General features: G+C 68.6%; 17 protein-coding genes and 1 pseudogene. 4 read left to right on the forward strand and 14 right to left on the reverse strand.

Annotation, left to right across the window (positions count from 1 at the left end; genetic code table 11):
- The coding region (locus C4313_RS08265) for a hypothetical protein (protein WP_352429396.1) at window positions 1–761 on the forward strand (761 nt) is incomplete at its 5' end.
- Between the two features lie 93 nt (window positions 762–854).
- Here C4313_RS08265 and paaI read toward each other — a convergent pair.
- From paaI to C4313_RS08335, 14 genes and pseudogenes are all read right to left on the reverse strand, one after another.
- Window positions 855–1229 (reverse strand): hydroxyphenylacetyl-CoA thioesterase PaaI, encoded by a 375-nt coding sequence (paaI, locus tag C4313_RS08270; RefSeq protein ID WP_352429397.1) that lies wholly within the window; start codon window positions 1227–1229, stop codon window positions 855–857.
- Window positions 1230–1233: 4 nt separating this feature from the next.
- A complete protein-coding gene (locus C4313_RS08275) occupies window positions 1234–2601 on the reverse strand; it encodes a phenylacetate--CoA ligase family protein (protein ID WP_352429398.1) in 1368 nt (455 codons plus the stop codon).
- A 13-nt stretch (window positions 2602–2614) separates the two neighbouring features.
- Window positions 2615–3403, reverse strand: coding sequence for an alpha/beta fold hydrolase (locus C4313_RS08280; RefSeq protein ID WP_352429399.1), 789 nt, complete (start codon window positions 3401–3403; stop codon window positions 2615–2617).
- Window positions 3404–3414: 11 nt separating this feature from the next.
- Complete coding sequence (hpaD, locus tag C4313_RS08285) at window positions 3415–4407, reverse strand: 3,4-dihydroxyphenylacetate 2,3-dioxygenase (RefSeq protein ID WP_352429400.1); 993 nt, start codon at window positions 4405–4407, stop codon at window positions 3415–3417.
- A 19-nt stretch (window positions 4408–4426) separates the two neighbouring features.
- Window positions 4427–5911, reverse strand: coding sequence for a 4-hydroxyphenylacetate 3-monooxygenase, oxygenase component (gene hpaB, locus C4313_RS08290; RefSeq protein WP_352429401.1), 1485 nt, complete (start codon window positions 5909–5911; stop codon window positions 4427–4429).
- A 35-nt stretch (window positions 5912–5946) separates the two neighbouring features.
- On the reverse strand, window positions 5947–7440 hold the full coding sequence (gene hpaE / locus C4313_RS08295; protein ID WP_352429402.1) for a 5-carboxymethyl-2-hydroxymuconate semialdehyde dehydrogenase: 1494 nt from the start codon (window positions 7438–7440) through the stop codon (window positions 5947–5949).
- A 1-nt stretch (window position 7441) separates the two neighbouring features.
- Window positions 7442–8224 (reverse strand): fumarylacetoacetate hydrolase family protein, encoded by a 783-nt coding sequence (locus C4313_RS08300; protein ID WP_352429403.1) that lies wholly within the window; start codon window positions 8222–8224, stop codon window positions 7442–7444.
- 58 nt (window positions 8225–8282) lie between these two features.
- Window positions 8283–9182, reverse strand: coding sequence for a 4-hydroxy-tetrahydrodipicolinate synthase (gene dapA / locus C4313_RS08305; protein WP_352429404.1), 900 nt, complete (start codon window positions 9180–9182; stop codon window positions 8283–8285).
- Window positions 9179–9649, reverse strand: a complete 471-nt coding sequence (locus C4313_RS08310) for a flavin reductase family protein (RefSeq protein ID WP_352429405.1) — start codon at window positions 9647–9649, stop codon at window positions 9179–9181. The genes dapA and C4313_RS08310 overlap by 4 nt, the downstream gene beginning before the upstream one ends.
- A gap of 94 nt (window positions 9650–9743) precedes the next feature.
- Window positions 9744–10454: pseudogene (locus C4313_RS08315) on the reverse strand (ABC transporter ATP-binding protein); the annotation flags it as partial.
- Complete coding sequence (locus C4313_RS08320; protein ID WP_352429406.1) at window positions 10444–11256, reverse strand: ABC transporter ATP-binding protein; 813 nt, start codon at window positions 11254–11256, stop codon at window positions 10444–10446. The pseudogene C4313_RS08315 and the gene C4313_RS08320, both read right to left, overlap by 11 nt.
- A 16-nt stretch (window positions 11257–11272) precedes the next feature.
- The gene (locus tag C4313_RS08325; protein WP_352429407.1) at window positions 11273–12358 is read right to left on the reverse strand and encodes a branched-chain amino acid ABC transporter permease; all 1086 of its coding nucleotides are present in this window, start codon (window positions 12356–12358) and stop codon (window positions 11273–11275) included.
- Between the two features lie 8 nt (window positions 12359–12366).
- Window positions 12367–13434 (reverse strand): branched-chain amino acid ABC transporter permease, encoded by a 1068-nt coding sequence (locus C4313_RS08330; protein ID WP_352429408.1) that lies wholly within the window; start codon window positions 13432–13434, stop codon window positions 12367–12369.
- A gap of 5 nt (window positions 13435–13439) precedes the next feature.
- Window positions 13440–14720, reverse strand: coding sequence for an ABC transporter substrate-binding protein (locus C4313_RS08335; protein WP_352429409.1), 1281 nt, complete (start codon window positions 14718–14720; stop codon window positions 13440–13442).
- A gap of 627 nt (window positions 14721–15347) precedes the next feature.
- Between C4313_RS08335 and C4313_RS08340 the strand changes: the two genes are divergently transcribed.
- From C4313_RS08340 to C4313_RS08350, 3 genes are all read left to right on the forward strand, one after another.
- Complete coding sequence (locus C4313_RS08340) at window positions 15348–16253, forward strand: glycosyltransferase (RefSeq protein WP_352429410.1); 906 nt, start codon at window positions 15348–15350, stop codon at window positions 16251–16253.
- 285 nt (window positions 16254–16538) lie between these two features.
- Complete coding sequence (locus tag C4313_RS08345) at window positions 16539–16898, forward strand: hypothetical protein (RefSeq protein WP_352429411.1); 360 nt, start codon at window positions 16539–16541, stop codon at window positions 16896–16898.
- Window positions 16895–17746 (forward strand): hypothetical protein, encoded by an 852-nt coding sequence (locus C4313_RS08350; protein WP_352429412.1) that lies wholly within the window; start codon window positions 16895–16897, stop codon window positions 17744–17746. Before C4313_RS08345 ends, C4313_RS08350 begins: the two co-directional genes overlap by 4 nt.
- Window positions 17747–18178 lie beyond the last annotated feature (432 nt).

An 18178-nucleotide genomic window follows, 5' to 3' on the forward strand; every position in this document is an offset into this window, starting at 1 on the left:
GAGACCGCCTGGAACAGGCCCTCGCCGCCCTGGCCGAAGCCCAGCGGCGAAGCGACGCCGCCTTCGAGGCCTTCCGCGCTGAGGCCGATCGTCGCTTCACCGAACTGCGAGAAGAAATCGCTGCCACCCGCGCTGAGGCCGATCGCCGTCTCGCCGCCCTCCAGGAGGAGGTGGCCGCGGCACGGGCCGAAGCCGACCGCCGCTTCGCCGAACTGGCCGAAGCCCAACGGCGAAGCGAGGAACGAGGAGACCGCCTGGAACAGGCCCTCGCCGCCCTGGCCGAAGCCCAACGGCGCACCGACCAGCGGGTGAGCGATCTGGACGGCCTGGTCCGGGGGATGATCCACGAGGACCGCTATCGCACCCGCCCACACCGCTACCGTCGGCTGGTGGCAGCCCCTGCCGTCCTCTCGCCGGAGGAGCGGGAGGCCTTGCTGCGGGAGGCGGAGGAGACCGGGCGGCTGGCTCCGGAGGAAGCCGAAGCCCTCGGGGAAGCGGATGTGATCGTGCGAGGGCAGCGGCGGGAGGGGGAGGGAGAGGTGTATGTGGTGGTGGAAGTTTCGGCGGTCATCGCCACGGAAGACGTGGCGCGAGCGGCGGCGCGGGCGGGTTTGCTGCGGAAGGCACGGCCCCAGGCCGAGGTGATGGCAGCGGTGGCAGGGCCGGAGATCCATCCGCTGGCCCGGGCGGCGGCCCGGGATCAGGGGGTGTGGTGGCTGCGGGGCAGCCACCCCTTCGCCCCCCACGAAATCCCCACGTGAGCACACCTGAGACCGATGCCCACGGGCGGCATGGCTCTGCAGGATCGATGCTGGCAGTGAAGCAGCCAAGGTGGAGATCCGGCCACGACCCCGTCAGCCCTCCGCCGGCGTCTCCCGGCGGACCACCCATCCGGTGAAAAGGGCCACCCGCTCGCCGGCCCGCCAAACCTCCACCCGGTAGAGGGCGACGCGCCGGCCCCGATGAACCTCCTCGGCGAGGGCCTCGATAGCTTCCCCTTCCTGGACCGGGCGCAGGTATTCCATCTGGGTAGAGAGGGCGACGGCAGGGACCCCCTCGGCGTTCGAGGCCAGGGCGAAGGCGGCATCAGCCACCGTGTAAAGGAACCCCCCGTGGGCCGTGCCGTGCAGGTTGAGATGGTCCCCCCGCACCACCCCCCGCACCCGCGCCCGCCCGGGCCCCAGCACCTCCCCTTCCAGCCCCAGCGCCGCCATGAAGGGATCCTGCATCCCCTCAGGCCTCCTTCGGTCGCATATCCACCACCCGCCGCAGCTTGCCACCTTCGCTGCGGGGCAGGGTGCCGGGCGGGGCCAGGGTCACCTTCACCTGCAGGCCCAGGGCCTCCTTCAGCGTGTGGGCCACCCGCTCCCGCAGGCCCTGCACCGCCTCCAGGCCCTCGAAGACCTCCCCCGACAGGAACTCCCCACCCACCTGGCGGAAGAAGTCCTCACTCACTTCCACCTTCACCTCCAAGGCGTCCAGCCGGCCCTCCCGGGTGACCACCAGTTGGTAATGTGGGGTCAGGTGGGGCAGCCCCACCAGCGCCGCTTCCACCTGGGAGGGGAACACGTTCACCCCACGGATGATGAGCATGTCATCGGTCCGCCCCAGCACCCGCGACATCCGCACGAAGGTCCGCCCGCAGACGCACGGCGTGGGATCGATGGAGGCCAGGTCCCCCGTGCGGTAACGGATCACCGGCAAGGCTTCCTTAGTCAGGGTGGTGAAGACCAGCTCCCCGACCTGGCCGGGCGGCACCGGCTCCCCGGTGGCCGGGTCGACCACCTCCACCAGGAAGTGGTCCTCGAAGATGTGGGAGCCGTTCTTGGCCTCGATGCACTCATTGGCGACGCCGGGGCCGATCACCTCGCTCAGGCCGTAAACATTGACAGCGTGGACCCCCAGTTTTTCCTCGATCTCCCGGCGCATCCCCTCGGTCCACGGCTCCGCCCCGAGGATGAAGACCCGCAGGTTGAGGTCGCCCGGCCGGTAGCCCTCGGCCAGCAGGGCGTCGGTGATCACCAGGGCGTAAGAGGGCGTGCAGGTCATCACGTGGGGCTTGAAGTCCCGCAACAGCATCAACTGGCGGGCCGTGTTGCCCGCCGAGACCGGCACCACGGTCATGCCCAGTTTCTCGGCCCCGTAATGGAAGCCCAGCCCGCCCGTGAACAGGCCGTAACCATAGGCGTTCTGCAGCATCTCCCCTGGCCGCGCCCCCGAAAGGGCCAGACACCGGGCGCAGACCTCCGCCCACACCTCCAGATCGTTCCGGGTGTAGCCCACCACCGTGGGCTTCCCCGTGGTCCCCGAGGAGGCATGGATGCGGATCACCTGGTTCAGGGGGAGGGCGAACATGCCAAAGGGATAGGTGTCCCGCAGGTCCGCCTTGGTGGTGAAGGGCAGCCGGGTCAGGTCGGCCAGGCTCCGGATGTCCGAGGGCCTGACTCCCGCCGTCTCCATCTTGCGCCGGTAGTGGGGGACCCGATGGTAGACGTAATCCACGATCCGTTGCAGCCGCTCCAGCTGCAGCCGCTCCAGCCGATCCCGCGGCATCGTCTCGATCTCCTCGTTCAGGAACAGCGAACGCAGCGCCACCGCCATGGCGAACCCCTCCTTACAGGATGCTGGTGGATTCGGACTCCGGCTCCAGATGTTCCCGCCAGAAGGCCTCCACGGCCTCCCGGAAGGCCTCCGGACGCTCCCGCATGACGTCATGGCCGGTCGCCGGGAAGCAGACCAGCCGGGCCCGGGGGAGCCAGCGGGCCATCGCCACGGTCTGTTCCACGGGAGTGATCGGATCCTCCTCCCCGACGAGGAGCAGCACCGGGACCCGGATGGCCCTCAAGGCCTCCGGGGTGAAATCGGGCCGGTGGCGGTCCTCCTCCCGCCACCAACGCAGCAGATCCCGAACCCGCGCCTCCGACCCGTGCCATCGGATCATGGCGGCCCACCAGTCGGGGTGCTCCCGCCGGATCCGCTCAGGGTCCCAGAAGGCATCGCCGCGGGTGCGCATGCCGCGCACCGTGTAATGGCTGCCGATCAGCACCATCGTGCGCACCCGCTGCGGATGGCGGGTCGCCAGATACAGGGCGGCCGAGGCCCCGCCGCTGAAGGCCATCACGTGGGCCGATGGGATCCCCAGACGGTCCAGCAAGGCCGCCAGGTCGTCGGCCATCTCCCGCAGGTCCAGGCGGTCATCGGGGTTGCCGCTCCGGCCGTGCCCCCGCAGGTCCGGCCCGATGATGCGGAAGCGCCCTGTCAGGGTCGGCAGGATCCTCCCCCATGTGGCGCGGAAGGTGCTGCAGGCGTTGTGGAGGAGGAGCAGCGGCGGCCCCTCGGGGGGCCCGCCCTCCTCCCATGCCATGACCAGCCCATCGCGCACCGGACCCATGTGCCCTTTCACGGCCCCCTCCCCTACGTCACGAACACCGGCCGGTCCACCAGCAGGGGCTCCCGGACCGGCATCAGCGCCCGAGTGAGGATGTGCTCCACCGGCGAGGCCTCCTCGAACCAGGAGCGCGGCGGGATGTGGCCCCAGAAAGTGGCCCGGCGCGGATCGTTGATGGACCAGCGGATGGGCTCCCAATCCGGGTCAGGGATCATGTAATCGTTGGTGTAGAGTTCGATGCGGTTGCCATCGGGATCGCGCAGGTAAAGGAAGAAGGCGTTGCTCAGGCCGTGGCGGCCCGGGCCACGCTCGATGGCCTCCCCCATGCCGAGGGCGGCCAGGATGTCGCAGGCCCGCAGCACGCTCTGGGTGTCAGCCACCCAGAAGCCCAGGTGGTGCAAACGGGGGCCGAGGCCGTTCATCAGCGCGATGTCGTGGACGTTCTGCTTGCGATGCAGCCACGCCGCCCACAGCCGTGGGGGGTCCTCGTCGGTCACCGTGTATTCTGAGCAGTAGAAGCCCAGCCGCCCGGTCCACCAGTCGTAGGCCTCCTGCACGTTGGGGACCTGGCAGTTGAAGTGGTCCAGGCGCATGATGTGGGCCCCCCGATAGCGGTCGAAGCGCTGGAGGAGCCGCTCGCGCTGGGCGATCTGGTGGAAGAACTCCACCGGGAGCCCGCTGGGGTCCTGGACCCGCAGGGCGCGTCCCTGGCCGGCCTCCTCCTCCTCAGGCGCCAACCAGCGGATGGGGCAACCGGCCGCCTGGTAAAGATCGGCCAGCCGGTCCAAGTCCCCTGGTTCCGCCACCCGGAAGGCGATGTGGGTGACGCCTGGGGCCTCAGCCTTCCGCAGGATCAGGCTGTAGCGGTCCCGCTCCTCGAGGCCGCCCAGGTAGATCCGACCCTCCTCCCGGGCAACCTCCACGAACCCCAGGGCCTCCACGTAGAAAGCCCGGGCCCGCTCCAGATCGGTCACCCGGAGTTCCGCGTGGGCCGCTCGGGTGATGGAGAACGCCGCCATCGCTGTCTCCTTTCTTGGATCAGCGTCCGGCCGCCTCCCCGGCCTCGGCGAAGGCTTCCTCCTTCATCTGCCTGAGGAACTCGCGCACCTTCTCCATGTAAGGCGTGCGGTCGTGCTTCTGGAAGATGACCCCGGCGATGCGCACCGGGTCCCCGAAGTAGAACCGCTCATACTGGACCTGGCGCCCGGCGAAAGCAGAGAGGGCCGCGTCCCACGCCAGGCGGAACAGGGGGATGCGGTCGTAGGCCTCGGCCCGGGCCGCCTGGAAGTAGCGGCGGACGTCCTCGGCCAACTCCGGGTTCTTCATGTCCCCCTCGGTCACCGTGGCGATGATGCCGCTGGCCGAGAGTTGCTGAATGATCTCCACGATGCGCGGATACCAGCGCATATAAAGGTTGCGGGCAGCGTCCAGCGGCGGCCAGGCCGGCCGGAAGGCCCCGAAGGCATCCTCGTGGGCGTCGGCCTCGGCAGCCCGCAGTAAAGCTTTCATCGTCTCCAGATAGATCCAGATCTCGGCCACTTTCTCCTGGACGTGTTGAAAGCCCTCGATGCCAATGGCATCCACGATGAGAGAGGCCAGCCCCAGGAAGAACTCGGTCTTGGCGATGTTCTTGACCACCACCTGGTGGGCCATCCCGACGATGGCCCCGGTGGCCACGTAGGCCTGGTTGGCCCGCTCCACGTCCCGATAGATGAACACCCGCTCCCACGGGACGAAGACGTCGTGGAAGATCACCACGGCGTCGACCTCGTCGAACCGCGACCCCAGAGGATGATCGAAGGGAGAGCGGCCGTAGTCCAGGGTCTCCCGGCACAGGAAGCGCAGGCCAGGGGTGTCGCATGGGATCCCAACGGCATAGCAGTAGGGGGCGTCCTCCTCCGTGTTCCGCAGCAGGGTGGAGGGGAAGACCATGATCTCGTCCACGGCGGGCAGGGTGGCCAGCATCCGCGCCCCCCGGATCACGATGCCCCCGTCGGTCTCCTTCACCACCCGGGCTGCCAGGTAGGGGTCGGCCTGCCTGGAAGGGCCCACCGCCCGGTTGGCCTGGGGGTGGATGAGGGTGTGGGTGAGGCAGAGGTCGTTCTCCCGCAGGTATTCGTAGTAACGCCGCATGTGCTCGGCGAAGGCCGGCTCCTTTTCCCCCAGGAAGTCCGCCCCCGAGGCGTAGTAGGCGATGGCCCGGTTGAGATAATCGGGGGTCCGGCCCATGAAACCGAAATGGGCGTCCGCCCAGATCTTCATCATCCGGCTGACCCGCCGCACGTCCTCGGCGGAGCGGGGGATGAGGAACGAGAGCCCCACCTTCTCCCCGCTGGTCGGCAAGTCGTAAAGGCATTCCTCGGCGCGCTGCCACTGCAAGTCGTAGAGGGCAGCCATCGAGCGCAGCCCGCGGGCGAAGGCAGGGTGGGCGGTGGGATCCTCCACCCGCTCCCCCCGATGCCAGAGATCGCGAGGATGCTCCCGGATCCGTTGCAGGAACTGCGCGCCGGTCCGCGCGCCCATACTGTCCTCCTCTCGGGAGAGATCGCGCCGACCCCTCACCGACCGATCCCCAGCCGCGGGATGCGTGGCGCGGCGAGGGCGACGTGGATGGTCATCACCTCAGTGTAGAACTCAAAACTGTAGTGCCCCCCCTCCCGCCCGATGCCGCTGTGCTTGGCGCCCCCGAAGGGCGTGCGCAGATCGCGGACGTTGGGGGCGTTGATCCACACCATCCCCACCTCCATGGCCTGGGCCACCCGGTGGGCACGGACGAGGTCCCGGGTCCAGATGTAGGCGGCCAGGCCGTATTTCACCCCGTTGGCGATGCGAATGGCCTCCTCCTCCGTCTCAAAGGGCAGCACCACCAGGACCGGGCCGAAGATCTCCTCCTGGGCCACCCGCATCTCCGGCCGCGCGTCCACGATGACGGTGGGGGCGAAGTAGTTGCCCTCCGGGAGGTGCGGCGGGCGGTCGCCCCCCAGGGCGATGGTCGCCCCCTCGGACCGGGCGACCTCCATGTAGCCCCGCACCCGCTGCCAGTGCTCGGGGTGGATGAGCGGGCCGACCTCGGTCTGCGGATCGAAGGGGTCCCCGACCCGGATGGCAGCGACGCGCTCGAACAGATGCCCCAGGAACTCCTCATAGATGGAGCGGTGGAGCAGCAGGCGGGAGTTGGCGGTGCAGCGCTCCCCGTTGAGTGAGAAGGCCTGCCAGATCACCCCGTCCAGGGCCTGCTCCAGGTCGGCGTCAGGGAAGACGATGGCCGCGTTCTTGCCCCCCAGTTCCATCGAATAGCGCTTGAGGGTGGCCGCCCCGTTGCGCATGATCTCGATCCCGGTGGCTGTTTCGCCGGTGAAAGAGATCAACTGGACCCCAGGATGGGCCACCAGGGGCGCACCGGCCCGCTCCCCGAACCCGTGGACGACGTTAAAGACCCCCGGGGGCAGGTCGGCCTCCTGGAGGATCTCGGCCAACTTGGCCGCCGAGAGGGGGGACCACTCCGCCGGCTTCAGCACGCAGGTGTTGCCGGCGGCCAGGCAGGGGGCCACCTTCCAGGTCGCCAGCATGAAGGGGGTGTTCCATGGAGTGATCAGCCCAGCCACCCCCACCGGCTTGCGCACGGTGTAGTTGAGGAACTCGCCGTCCTTGGGATAGGTTTCCCCGGTGATACGGGTGGCCATCTCGGCGAAGAAGTAGAAGTTCTCCGCCGCGCGGGGGACAGCCCCCTTGCCCGCCTGGGTGATGGGCATGCCGGTGTCCAGGACCTCCAGGCGGGCGATCTCCTCCGCATGCCGAAGGATGAGGTCGCCGATGCGGCGCAGGTAGCGGGCCCGCTCGGCCGCCGGCATGCGCGGCCACGGCCCCTCGTCGAAGGCCCGCCGGGCCGCCCGCACCGCCCGGTCCACATCGACGGCCGTGCCATCCGCCACCACCCCGATGACCCGATTGGTGGCCGGGTTCAAGGTCTCGAAGACGCCGCCCTCCGCCGCTTCTACGAAGGCGTTGTCGATGAAATGGCGCACCACATACAGGCCGTCCCGCTGCTCCATCTCATCCTCCCATCCGGAGGGGATCCCCTCCCCCCGCCGCTTCGTCTTCCACCACCGGGTTCTCCAGAACCCCGATCCCCTCGATCTCCGCGCGCATCACATCCCCGGGCCGCACCGGGACGATGCCCCGCGGCGTGCCGGTCCAGAGGGTGTCCCCCGGCTCCAGGGTCATGAACGAGGTGATGAAGGCAATCAGGTCCGGGATGCGATGGATCATCCGGGAGGTGTGACCCTCCTGAGCCAGACGCCCGTTGACAAACAGCCGTAGGGACAGGCGGTGAGGATCGGGGATCTCATCGGGCGTCACCAGCCACGGGCCCATGGGGCCGAAAGTGTCCTGTCCCTTGGCCCGCACCGGCGGGCGGTAGAAGTTGCCGACGAAGTCCCGCGCAGTCACATCGTTGCCGATGGTGTAGCCGGCGATGACCTCCCAGGCGGCCTCAGGGCGCACCTTCCGACAGCGCCGCCCGATGACCACCACCAATTCCACCTCCCCGTGCAGGACCTTCACGCCCGGCGGGTAGCGCACTGGGGCCCGATGGCCGATCCATGCGTTGGACGGCTTGAGGAACAGGGCGGGCTCCTCCGGCGGGGCCATCCGCAGCTCCTCGGCGTGCTCGACGTAATTGAGGGCCAGGCCGATGGCCTTGCCCCCGGGAGGAACCGGCGGCAGCCAAACCACACGGTCCGGATCGAAGGCCCGCCCTTCGGCCACCAGAACCCCCTCCTCGGTGACCACGCCTTCCCAGATCCGTCCCTCGGCAGCGAACCGGGTCCGTCGCATCCCGCGCACCCCCTCGATCTGCCCTGCGCCGCCATCCACCGGCCCAACGCCGCGCCCCTCATCCGCCGTCGATCAGGCCGTAAGACCGCAACACCTGCCGCAGCCGCTCCACGTTCTCCGGCCGCATCGGCGCCAGGGGGAGGCGCACCTCCGGCGAGATCTTCCCCATCAGCCCCAGGGCAGTCTTGGCCGGCACCGGGTTGGTCTCGATGAACAGGGCGTCGTTGAGCGGCAGCAGCGCGTAATGCAGCTCCCGGGCCTCCCGCCACCGATCGGCGGCGACCAGATCGTAAAGCCGCGCCACCTGGTCCGGCAGCACGTTCCCCGTGGCGCTCACGTAACCGGCCCCCCCGATGGCCAACACTGGGAAGCACAACAACTCGATGCCGGAATAGACCAGGAAGTCGCGCCCCAGCCGGTGCAACAGCCGGTTGATGTGCTCGAAATCCTTGTTGGCCTCCTTGATCCCGACGATGTTGGGACACGCCTCCCGCAGCCGGGCCACCGTGTCGACCTCCAGGTTGACCGCCGTGCGCCCCGGGATGTTGTAAAGGATCACCGGGAGATCCACCCGCTCGGCGATCCCCTGGAAATAGCGGAACAGCCCCTCCTGGGAGGGCCGCACGTAATACGGCACCACCACCAGCAGGGCGTCGACCCCGGCGGCCTGTGCGGCCTGGGAAAGCCGCACCGTCTCCTCGAAGTTGTTGGTCCCCGTCCCTGCCACCACCGGCACCCGTCCGCGGGCCACCTCCACGGCCAGCCGGTAGAGGCCCACCCGCTCCTCAAAGGTGAGGGCGCTGGGCTCCCCCGTGGTCCCCGTGATGACCAGGCCGTGGGAACCGGAGGCGATCTGCCACTCGATCAGCCCGGCGAACCCCTCCCAGTCCACCGCCCCGTGGCGGAAGGGGGTCACCAGCGGCACCAGGGAGCCGCGCAGGCGTGCGCCGTCCTTCATCGGGCACCTCCTCCGTTCCCAGCGGCCAGCCGACGGTAGGCGCCCGCGAAGTAGAGCAGCGGCGCCCCGTCTCGCAGGATCCCCGCCGCCTCCACCAGGCCCAGGTAGATGGTGTGGTCGCCGCCCCAGTAAGCCCCCGCCACCGTGCAATCCAGGTAGGCCAGCGCGTCCTCCAGGATGGGCGCGCCGGTGGCAGCGGCCCGGAGGCGCAAGCCCGCGAACCGGTCGTCCGTCGGGATCCGGCCGGCGAACCGCTCGGCGAGGGCCGCCTGCTCCTCGGACAGGAAGTTGACCGCGAAGCAACGCCCCTCCCGCAACAACGCCTCGCTCCGGCTGTCGTTCTGGACGCAAACCAGGACCAGCGGCGGGTTCATCGAGACGCTGGTGAAAGCGGTGGCGGTGAGGCCGTGGATGCGCTCACCGGCCCGCACGGTCACCACCGTCACCGTGCTGGCCCAGCGCCGCATGACCTGACGCAAGTGTTCCGGTGGCACTGGCATCGACAGGGACCTCCGAAACCGGCTCAGATCGATCCCCTCCCCGAGCCTTCAGGGCAGGACCGCCCAGATACGCCGCTTGCACCTCCGGGTCGTCACGGAGGGCCGCGGCCGCCCCCTCCCGCACGATCCGCCCGGTCTCCAAGACGTAAGCCCGGTCAGCCACCCGGAGGGCCTGCCGGGCGTTCTGCTCCACCAGCAGCATGGTGATCCCCTGGTCCCGCAGCCCAGCGATCACCCGGAACAGCTCCTGGACCAACAGCGGGGCCAGGCCCAGGGAGGGTTCGTCCAGCAAGAGGAGGCGGGGCCGGGCCATCAGCCCCCGCCCAATGGCCAGCATCTGCTGCTCCCCCCCGCTCAGCGTCCCCGCCAGCTGCCGGCGGCGCTCCTTCAAGCGAGGGAAAAGGGCATAGATCCGCTCCAGATCCGCCTCCACAGCACGGCGCTCCCCCCGGCGCCAACGCAGATACGCCCCCAGCCGCAGGTTGTCCTCCACGCTCATCGCGGCGAACAGCTGCCGCCGCTCCGGGATGTGGACCAGCCCCAGGGCCACGATGCGCTCGGGGGGCCACCCTGTGATCTCCTGCCCGTCGAAGAACACGCGGCCCGTCCGCGGCCGCAGCAGCCCGCTGATGACCCGCAGCAGCGTGGTCTTGCCGGCGCCGTTGGCCCCCACCACCGCCACGATCTCCCCGGGCTCCACCCGCATGGAGACCCCCCGGAGCACGCTCACCGGGCCATAGCCCGCCTCCAGATCGCACACCTCAAGCCGCATCGGCCACCTCGTCCGCGCCCAGATAGGCGGCGATCACCCGGGGATCCCGCCGGATGGCCTCCGGCGGCCCCTCGGCGATCAGCACCCCGTAATCCAAGACGGCGATCTCATCGGCCAGCCCCATCACCAGGCCCATATCGTGCTCCACCAGCAGCACCGTCACCCCCGCCCGCCGGACCTCCTGGATCAGCGCCGCCAGGCGCGCCTTCTCCGAGGGGTTCAGCCCGGCCCCCGGCTCGTCCAAGAGCAACAGCCGCGGGCTGGACGCCAGGGCCCGGGCCACCTCCAACACTCGCTGCAGGCCCAGGGGCAGGCTCTCCGCCGGCCGGTCCGCCCATTCCGCCAGGCCCACCCGCTCCAGGAGGGCCCAGGCCCGCTCCCGCAACCGCGCCTCCTCCGCCCGCATCCGCGGGGTCTGGAAGATCGCCCCCAGCAGGCCGCTCCGTCCGATGCGGTGGGCGCCCACCAGCACGTGCTCCAGGACCGTCATCCCGGGGAACAGCCGCACGTTCTGGAAGGTCCGAGCGATCCCCAGGGCGACGATCCGGTAGGGCGGCAGGCCGACGATCGAACGCCCCTGGAACCGGATGTCCCCCGCGGTCGGACGCAACAGGCCAGCGATGAGGTTGAACAGGGTGGTCTTGCCCGCCCCGTTGGGGCCGATCAGCCCCTTGATCTGTCCCGGCCAGACCTGCAACGAGACGTCCACAAGGGCCATCAGGCCGCTGAAGGCCTTGCGGACCCGGATCACTTCCAGGAGCGGGCGATCCGCCCGTTCCCCGGTGCCGTTCGGGCTCACCATCGCCAGAACTCCCCCTTCAAATCCGTCCCGGGAACAGAAGCCGCCGGCGGCGCAGCCAGCGAAGTCCGCCGACCGTCAGCCCCTCGGGCAGGAACAGCATGATCAGCACCAGGATCAGGCCGAAGGCGATGGCCTCGAACTCCCCCTGGGCGTTGGGGATCAGCAGGTGGAGACGGGTGCGCAGGATCTCCTGGACCAAGAGGACGGCGAGGGCCCCGAAGGGGGCCCCCCAGATGCTGGCCATCCCCCCCACCGCCGACATCACCACCAGCTCCAGGGAAGGCCCGAAGCCGAAGGTGGCCGGGATCACGGTGGTCTGGAAGTGGGCATAGAGGCTGCCGCCCAGAGCGGCCAGCCCCGCGCTGAGGGCGAAGATCAGGGCCTTGTAGTGAGGGGCCTCCACGCCGACGCTCTCCGCGGCCATCTCGCTGCCATGGATGGCCCGCAGCGCCCGACCCACCCGGGAGCGGACCACGTTCCGGCCCATGAGGATGGCGCCAAAGGCGAAGGTCCAGACCAGCAGGAAATACCGCCAGGCCGGCCAGAGCACCAGCCCGCCCAGGCGCAGGCGGGGGATCCCCTGGATCCCGTCGAAGCCGCCGGTGAGGTTGAGGTGGGAAAGCCCCAGGTTCTCCCGCAACAGGATGTAGACCGCGATCCCCAGCCCCAGGGTGGCCATAGCCAGGTAGTGCCCCCGCAGACGCAGAACCGGCCGTCCGATCCCATAGGCCAGCAGACCCACCCCGACCGCCCCCACTGCCATCACCGCCCACGGCCACCACCAGGCCTCGGAGAGGGCCGAGGGGATCCCCAAGGCCCGCGCCCGCACAGTCAGGATGGCGGAACAGAAGGCCCCCATCCCGTAGAAGGCGGCCTGGCCCAGGGAGACCTGCCCCGCATAGCCCATGAGCAGGTTCAGGCCCACCAGGACCACGGTGAAGATCCCAGCCCGGATCAGCAGATCTAAAGTCAGCAGCCCCCCAGTGAGGCGGGGCAGGGAAAGGCCCAGCGGATGGGCCGCCTCCAGCCCCCCGACCAGCACCACGAGCAGCACCCCCACCGCCAGCCCGATCCCATCCCAGCAGCGCCAAACCCGTCCCATCCCACCTCCTACGCCCGTTCTTCCTCCGCCGCGCCGGCGAAGCCAGTGGGGCGTGCGAGGAGGACCAGGATCAACACGATGAAGGCGAAGAGATCCTTGAAGCCGGCCAGCGTCACGCCGGCCCACAGGTTCTCCAGCACCCCCAGGAGGAGGCCTCCTAAGGCCGCGCCCGGAAAACGGACCAGTCCACCCATGACCGCGGCCACAAACCCCTTCAGGCCCAGATCCAGGCCCATGTCGTACGTGGCTCGGGTCACCGGGCCGAGGACGATGCCGCCGATGGCGCCGAGAGCCGCCGCCATCCCGAAGGCCAGCGTGCTCATGCGGTCCACCGGGATGCCCATCAACTGGGCCGCCAGCCGGTTGACCGCGCAGGCCCGCATCGCCTTGCCCAGGGTGGTGCGGCCGAAGAACAGGGCCAGGGCCGCCAGGGTCGCCGCCGTGGTCCCCCAGATCCACAGGGATTGCCCCTTCACCAACAGGCCGGCGATCCGAAAGGAGCGGTCCGCTAGGGCCATGGTGCTGAAGGCCGGGAGGACCTTGGCATACGGCCCCCAGAGGAGGAGGGCCGCCCCCTGGAGGATCAAGTAGACGCCGACGGTGATGATGACGCGGGTCAACGGCGAGGCCCGCCGGGCCGGATAGAGGGCCAGCCGCTCCACCGCGACCCCCAGCAGGGCCGTCAGGGCCACCGCGGCCGCGGCCGAGGCAGCCAGGCGCAACGGCGGGGGGGAAAGCCATGGCCGCTCATACAGCGTGGCGGTGATCATCGGGCCCAACATCACGAAGGCCCCCTGGGCGAAGTTGATCACCCCGGTCACGCGGTAGATCAACACAAACCCCAGGGCGACCAGCGCGTAAATGCTGCCGGCCCGCAGCCCGTCCAACGCGAACTGGATGTAGGTCGTCGGGCCGAAGCCATGGCGACGGCCCAGGAGGATCAACACCAGGGCGATCCCAGCCGCCGCCACCCCCATCCCCCAGCGGCCGATAGCTTCTTCCCGCCGGGCACGGGCCTCCACCCCCTCGACCGGCGCTGGGGCGGAGGCCCGCCCGACAACACGGAACAGGCCCAACCCGCTCACTTCCACTGATCCTTGGGGAGGATCCGGAACTTCCCTTCCTTCACCGTAACGATGACGAAGTCCGCGTAGTTGAAGCCCAGGTGGTCTTGGGGGCTCAGGTGGAACAGACCGTGGGTGCCGGGGAAGTTCCGGATCTGGGTCTCCAGGGCCTCCCGGATCTTCGCCCGGCGCTCGGCCAGGGGCAGGCCCTCCGGCAAGGTCTTCAGAGCGGACAGGGCCCACTGCAGCGCGTCATAGGCGTGGCCGGCGAAGGTGCTGATGGGCTCCCCCTTGGTGAAATCCTGGTAGGCCTTGACGAACTCCAGGTTCAGCCGCTTGACCGGATCGGCGTCCGGCAGCTGATCGGCCACCAGGATCTTGCCGCAGGGCATCACGGTCCCCTCGGCCGCCGCCCCGGCGTTCTTGATCAGGTCGGGGCTGCAGGAGCCATGGCCGTGGACAATCCGGATGTCCGGCAACTGGTCCCGGACGGCCACGTTCACTAAGGCAGAGGCCGGCGGGATAGAGCCAATGACCACGGCCTGGCAGCCGCTGGTCTTGACCTTGGCCACCTGCGGGAACTCGGTGGCCGTGCGCTCGAAGGCGTCGCTGTAGACGATCTCGATGCCAACCTTGGGGAAGACAGCCTGGGCGCTGGCGAAGGTGTCTTTGCCGTAAGCGGTGTTCTCATAGAGGTGGCAGACCTTGGTCACCCCGACCGCCTTGAGGTAATCGGCCTGGGCCTGGGCCGAGTGCAGGTTCTCCGGCACCGGCTTGAAGATCCACGCGCGCATCTGCTTCGTCTCGGGGTCCTCGATGATGGCCCGGGCGGAGGCCATGGAGATCATGGGGACCTTGGCCTCCGTGGCGATGGGGACCATGGCCAGGCTCGGGCCGCTGAGGGTGCCCGCCACCAGCACGTCCACCCCCTCCTGTTCGATCAGGCGCCGGGCGACGCTGGCGGCGGTGTCGGTCTTGCTCTCGTCATCGAAGATCAGGATCTGGACCTCGTGGCGCACCCCATCCGGCCCGGTGATCCCGCCCTGGGCTTTGAGTTGCGCCTGGACCATCTGGGCGACGTTCCGCTCGGGAACCCCCAGGCTGGCCCCAGGGCCGGTGATGGAGGCGATGAAGCCGATCTTATAGGGGGTGCCCGCCTTCGGCGGCGGGGTGGGCGTCGACGGGGCAGCGGGAGCCGCCGTGGGAGTGGCCGGCGGCGGGGCGGGCGTGGGCGGGGCACACGCGGCAAGCACCAGCAGGCCAACCCAGAGCATCGTCCCCATCCGACGCATCTCCATAGGCCCCTCCTCACCTCGTGGAATTCACCGCCCGATCGACGGGGGTTCCCCAGCCGGCGCTCCAGCTCCTGGTTTTACCAAGCAAACGATCGTTCGAGTTTGTCTATTATGATAACCAACGTGATCGAAACTGTCAAGGCCGCGAACCCCAGGCGGCCTGCGCCGCCGGGGGGAGGAGACAAGGGTCATCCCACCCTCGCCGGGCATCGCTCGGAACCCAGGGGCGCAAGCCCGCGACCCTCGCGATGGTCCGCAGGGAAGCGGCGGAGAAGATCCGGCCTTGCGGCCAAGCCCGAACCGAACCCAGGCCAACACCCAGCAACCCATGGATGCACTATAATAAGAACGCGGGGGATGGCCGGGATGCTCCATGGACCAACGGAAGCCACGAGAGAAGGTTCACGCTGCAGTCGTCTGGCGGATGGAGATCAACGCGCCCGCGCCCAACGAAAGGCACGATTTCTCCCAGAAGAGGCAGGAGGGGACCCCTGGCACAAGCAGACCGGTGGGGGTGGCCCTCGCCGCAGACCCATGCAGGAGCCGATGGAGCGGTGGAGGGCTGGGGGGCGTGATTGAAGGGACCCAGCCCGCCCGCAATATGCTCGCAATCCCGGAGATATAAGAGCTATGCCCACCAAAGTTAGCGTCATTATCCCATGCTATAATCAAGGTCGTTTTCTAGACCGCGCTATTCAGAGTGCGCTGGAGCAAGATTATCCCAACAAAGAGATTATTGTTGTCAATGATGGCTCTACAGATGATTCCCATGCTGTAGCGGCCCGTTTTGGCGATCGCATTATCTACATTGAATGTCCCAGTAATCGTGGGGTTGCCCACGCACGAAATATCGGCATAAAAAGTTCCAGTGGTGAGTATATTGCTTTCCTGGATGCCGATGATAGGTGTCTACCGGGCCGTTTGTCGCTGGAAGCTGCCATATTGGACCAGCGCCCAGAGGTGGGATTGGTGGCCACCGACGCTTTTCTGATAGATGCCGATGACCAGGTCTTGGGATTGAAATCGGCAATATCTGGCGCTCCCCGCCATCATGATGATTTTCGGTGGGAAACTGTAGAATACTGTGCTACAACAAGCACCGTTATGGTGCGCAGAAAATGCTTTGAAACGGTCGGATATTTTGAAGAGGCGCTGGGAGGAGCGGGAGGAGAGGACTGGCTGGCTTGGGTCAAAATTAGTCACAGTTTCTCCATGGTTTATATAGATCAACCCACGGTCTATTATCGTCTTCATACAAACAATACAAGCCGTTCTTTAGAATTTTTAAATCGTCAGAATCGGCTGGCTTGTCACTTGGCAGTAACATGGGATCGCTTCCTAACATATCCGGCCCATTTCCGCGCGAAGTTGCTTTACTATCGTTTTGCTACCGCCTGGCATGTTGAGCCAAAGCGAGTCGCCCTGGGTTATCTTTTGCGAGCCTTTATGACGGATACGACCCAAATACGATACGGATTGCGCGTTATTCGACGGGGATTTATCAACACGCTGCGGCGTCGATACCCGCGGTTGTAACCCATACTGCATAGGAACAAGACAAATCGTTGGGATGCTCCCAGAGCGATGCGGCCCCCGAGGCGTCGAGATGCGCACCCCGTATGGGGCCGAGTGCCTCTTTTCCTACGAGGACGATTCTCGCGGGCGGCAGGCCCAGACCTGCCGCCTGATCGAGAGGTCCCCCACCCCGAGATCGGATGCGGCGAGTGCCACCGCCATCGCCCGTCCGTGGCAGGGGGATCGCCCGGATGATCCCTGCCTGTCTCCGCCGGTTGAGGCCGGCGTCGATAAGGGGAGGTTGCGATGGGCCGACGGAGGGCCGCATGGATCATCGGGCTCAGCGTCATGGCGGGGATCGGCCTCGGCTTCCTCCTTGGCCGTCTCGTCTGGCCGGTTCGCTATGTGGATCTGGCCCCCGGGGATCTGAGCCCGGCCTGGCAGACGGAATACATCCAGATGGTGGCCCTGGCCTATGCCTACGACGGGGACCTGGCCCTGGCCCGCGCCCGGCTCGCCGTGCTGGGGGATCCGATGACACGGCTCCAGCAGGCCCTGACGCAGCCGCCATTTCCCCGCTCGTCTCCCGCTCGGGCGGCCATGGCCCGCCTGCTGGCGGCGCTGAGCGGTTCCGGGGAACCTCCACGGGAGGAGCCATCGCCATGAGCCGGTGGACGTGGGGGCTGGCGCTGGCTGGCCTGCTCGCCGGCGTGGGGATCGGGCTGGCGCTGGCCTGGGAGATGTTCCCTCCGCCCCCCGGCAACGGCTCCCCGGCCGAACTGGCCGCCCCCTACCAGGATCTGTGGATGGTGCTGGCCGCCCAGGCTTACGGGACGGATGGGGATCCCGCCGCTCTCCGCCGACGGCTGGACGCCCTGCGGCGGCCGGATCTCCCAGACCGGTTGAGGGATCTGGCCGAGCAAGGGCTTCTGGGAAACTGGCCGCTGCCGACGGTGCGGGCCCTGGCCCAGGCCGCTCAGGCCCTCGGCGCCCGGTCTCCGGCCCTGGTGGTGGTGCTGGCCACACCCGTGCCCACCCGACCGCTCCCCTCCCCGACCCTGATCCCCACGCCTTCCCCATCCCCGACGCCATCTCCCTCCCCTACGCCGTCGCCCACGGCTTCTCCCGTTGAGGAAACACCCACGCCGCTGCCGACGCCCACCCGGGCCGGCCCAGAGATCCTGGAACAGCAGGCGATGTGCGAAGCGACCCCGCTGCTCCGCCTCTGGATCGTCGGCCCCGACGGCGCGGAACGCGCGGGGGTCCGGCTGTGGGTCTGGGGCCCTGGGGGCGTCGAGACGCTGTTGACCGGGCTGAAGCCGGGGATGGGGCCGGGCTACGCAGACGTCCGGATGCAACCCCAGGGGAATTACCACGTGGGCGTGGAGCGCCCGGAGCCGATCCTGGAAGGCGTGACGGCGCGGCCGTGCACCGACGCCCGGGGCCATGCCGGCTGGACCGGATGGCAGGTGCGGCTGCGCCTGGCCCCAGGAGGAGCCGCCGGGCTACCATAAGTATCCGGAGGTCAAGGATGCCGGTCTCCAGACAGCGATCGGATCCTGCCTTGGCCTGGGCCGCTCGGGCCCTTTCCGCGCGCACGCCCGGGGAGGCCCTCGGGTGGCTGGCAAAGGCCTACCAGGCCGCCCCGACCGCACCGGCCATCCGGGCGACGGTGCGGCGGGTCCGTCGGCGGTTTCCCAACGCCCGGGGTCGCCCGCCCGTCCCATGGCCCCTCTGGGCTACCGGGCTGGTATCGGCCGATGGACTGCTGACCCTGGCCGCCCTCGGGCGAATCCTCTGGGGCCTGCGTTCGCCAGCTGCGAACCCCGTCCCCACGGCCGCAACGGCAGAAAGGCCGGTCCCTTCGCCCCTGACGCCGAAGGTCCCTTCCGCCTCTGCGAGGACCGCCGACAGCGCCCCGCCCCGCCCTTCCCCCACGCCGTCCA

It is taken from the genome of Thermoflexus sp. (assembly GCF_040289485.1).
Taxonomy (GTDB): Bacteria; Chloroflexota; Anaerolineae; order Thermoflexales; family Thermoflexaceae; genus Thermoflexus.

Excerpts from the sequence above, each read along its gene's own strand:
- paaI (WP_352429397.1), bottom strand. The coding sequence starts at position 1,229 with ATGCAGGATCCCTTCATGGCGGCGCTGGGGCTGGAAGGGGAGGTGCTG.
- C4313_RS08275 (WP_352429398.1), bottom strand. The coding sequence starts at position 2,601 with ATGGCGGTGGCGCTGCGTTCGCTGTTCCTGAACGAGGAGATCGAGACG.
- hpaD (WP_352429400.1), bottom strand. The coding sequence starts at position 4,407 with ATGGCGGCGTTCTCCATCACCCGAGCGGCCCACGCGGAACTCCGGGTG.
- hpaB (WP_352429401.1), bottom strand. The coding sequence starts at position 5,911 with ATGGGCGCGCGGACCGGCGCGCAGTTCCTGCAACGGATCCGGGAGCAT.
- hpaE (WP_352429402.1), bottom strand. The coding sequence starts at position 7,440 with ATGGAGCAGCGGGACGGCCTGTATGTGGTGCGCCATTTCATCGACAAC.
- C4313_RS08300 (WP_352429403.1), bottom strand. The coding sequence starts at position 8,224 with ATGCGACGGACCCGGTTCGCTGCCGAGGGACGGATCTGGGAAGGCGTG.
- dapA (WP_352429404.1), bottom strand. The coding sequence starts at position 9,182 with ATGAAGGACGGCGCACGCCTGCGCGGCTCCCTGGTGCCGCTGGTGACC.
- C4313_RS08310 (WP_352429405.1), bottom strand. The coding sequence starts at position 9,649 with ATGCGGCGCTGGGCCAGCACGGTGACGGTGGTGACCGTGCGGGCCGGT.
- C4313_RS08320 (WP_352429406.1), bottom strand. The coding sequence starts at position 11,256 with ATGGTGAGCCCGAACGGCACCGGGGAACGGGCGGATCGCCCGCTCCTG.
- C4313_RS08325 (WP_352429407.1), bottom strand. The coding sequence starts at position 12,358 with ATGGGACGGGTTTGGCGCTGCTGGGATGGGATCGGGCTGGCGGTGGGG.
- C4313_RS08335 (WP_352429409.1), bottom strand. The coding sequence starts at position 14,720 with ATGGAGATGCGTCGGATGGGGACGATGCTCTGGGTTGGCCTGCTGGTG.
- C4313_RS08340 (WP_352429410.1), top strand. The coding sequence starts at position 15,348 with ATGCCCACCAAAGTTAGCGTCATTATCCCATGCTATAATCAAGGTCGT.
- C4313_RS08345 (WP_352429411.1), top strand. The coding sequence starts at position 16,539 with ATGGGCCGACGGAGGGCCGCATGGATCATCGGGCTCAGCGTCATGGCG.
- C4313_RS08350 (WP_352429412.1), top strand. The coding sequence starts at position 16,895 with ATGAGCCGGTGGACGTGGGGGCTGGCGCTGGCTGGCCTGCTCGCCGGC.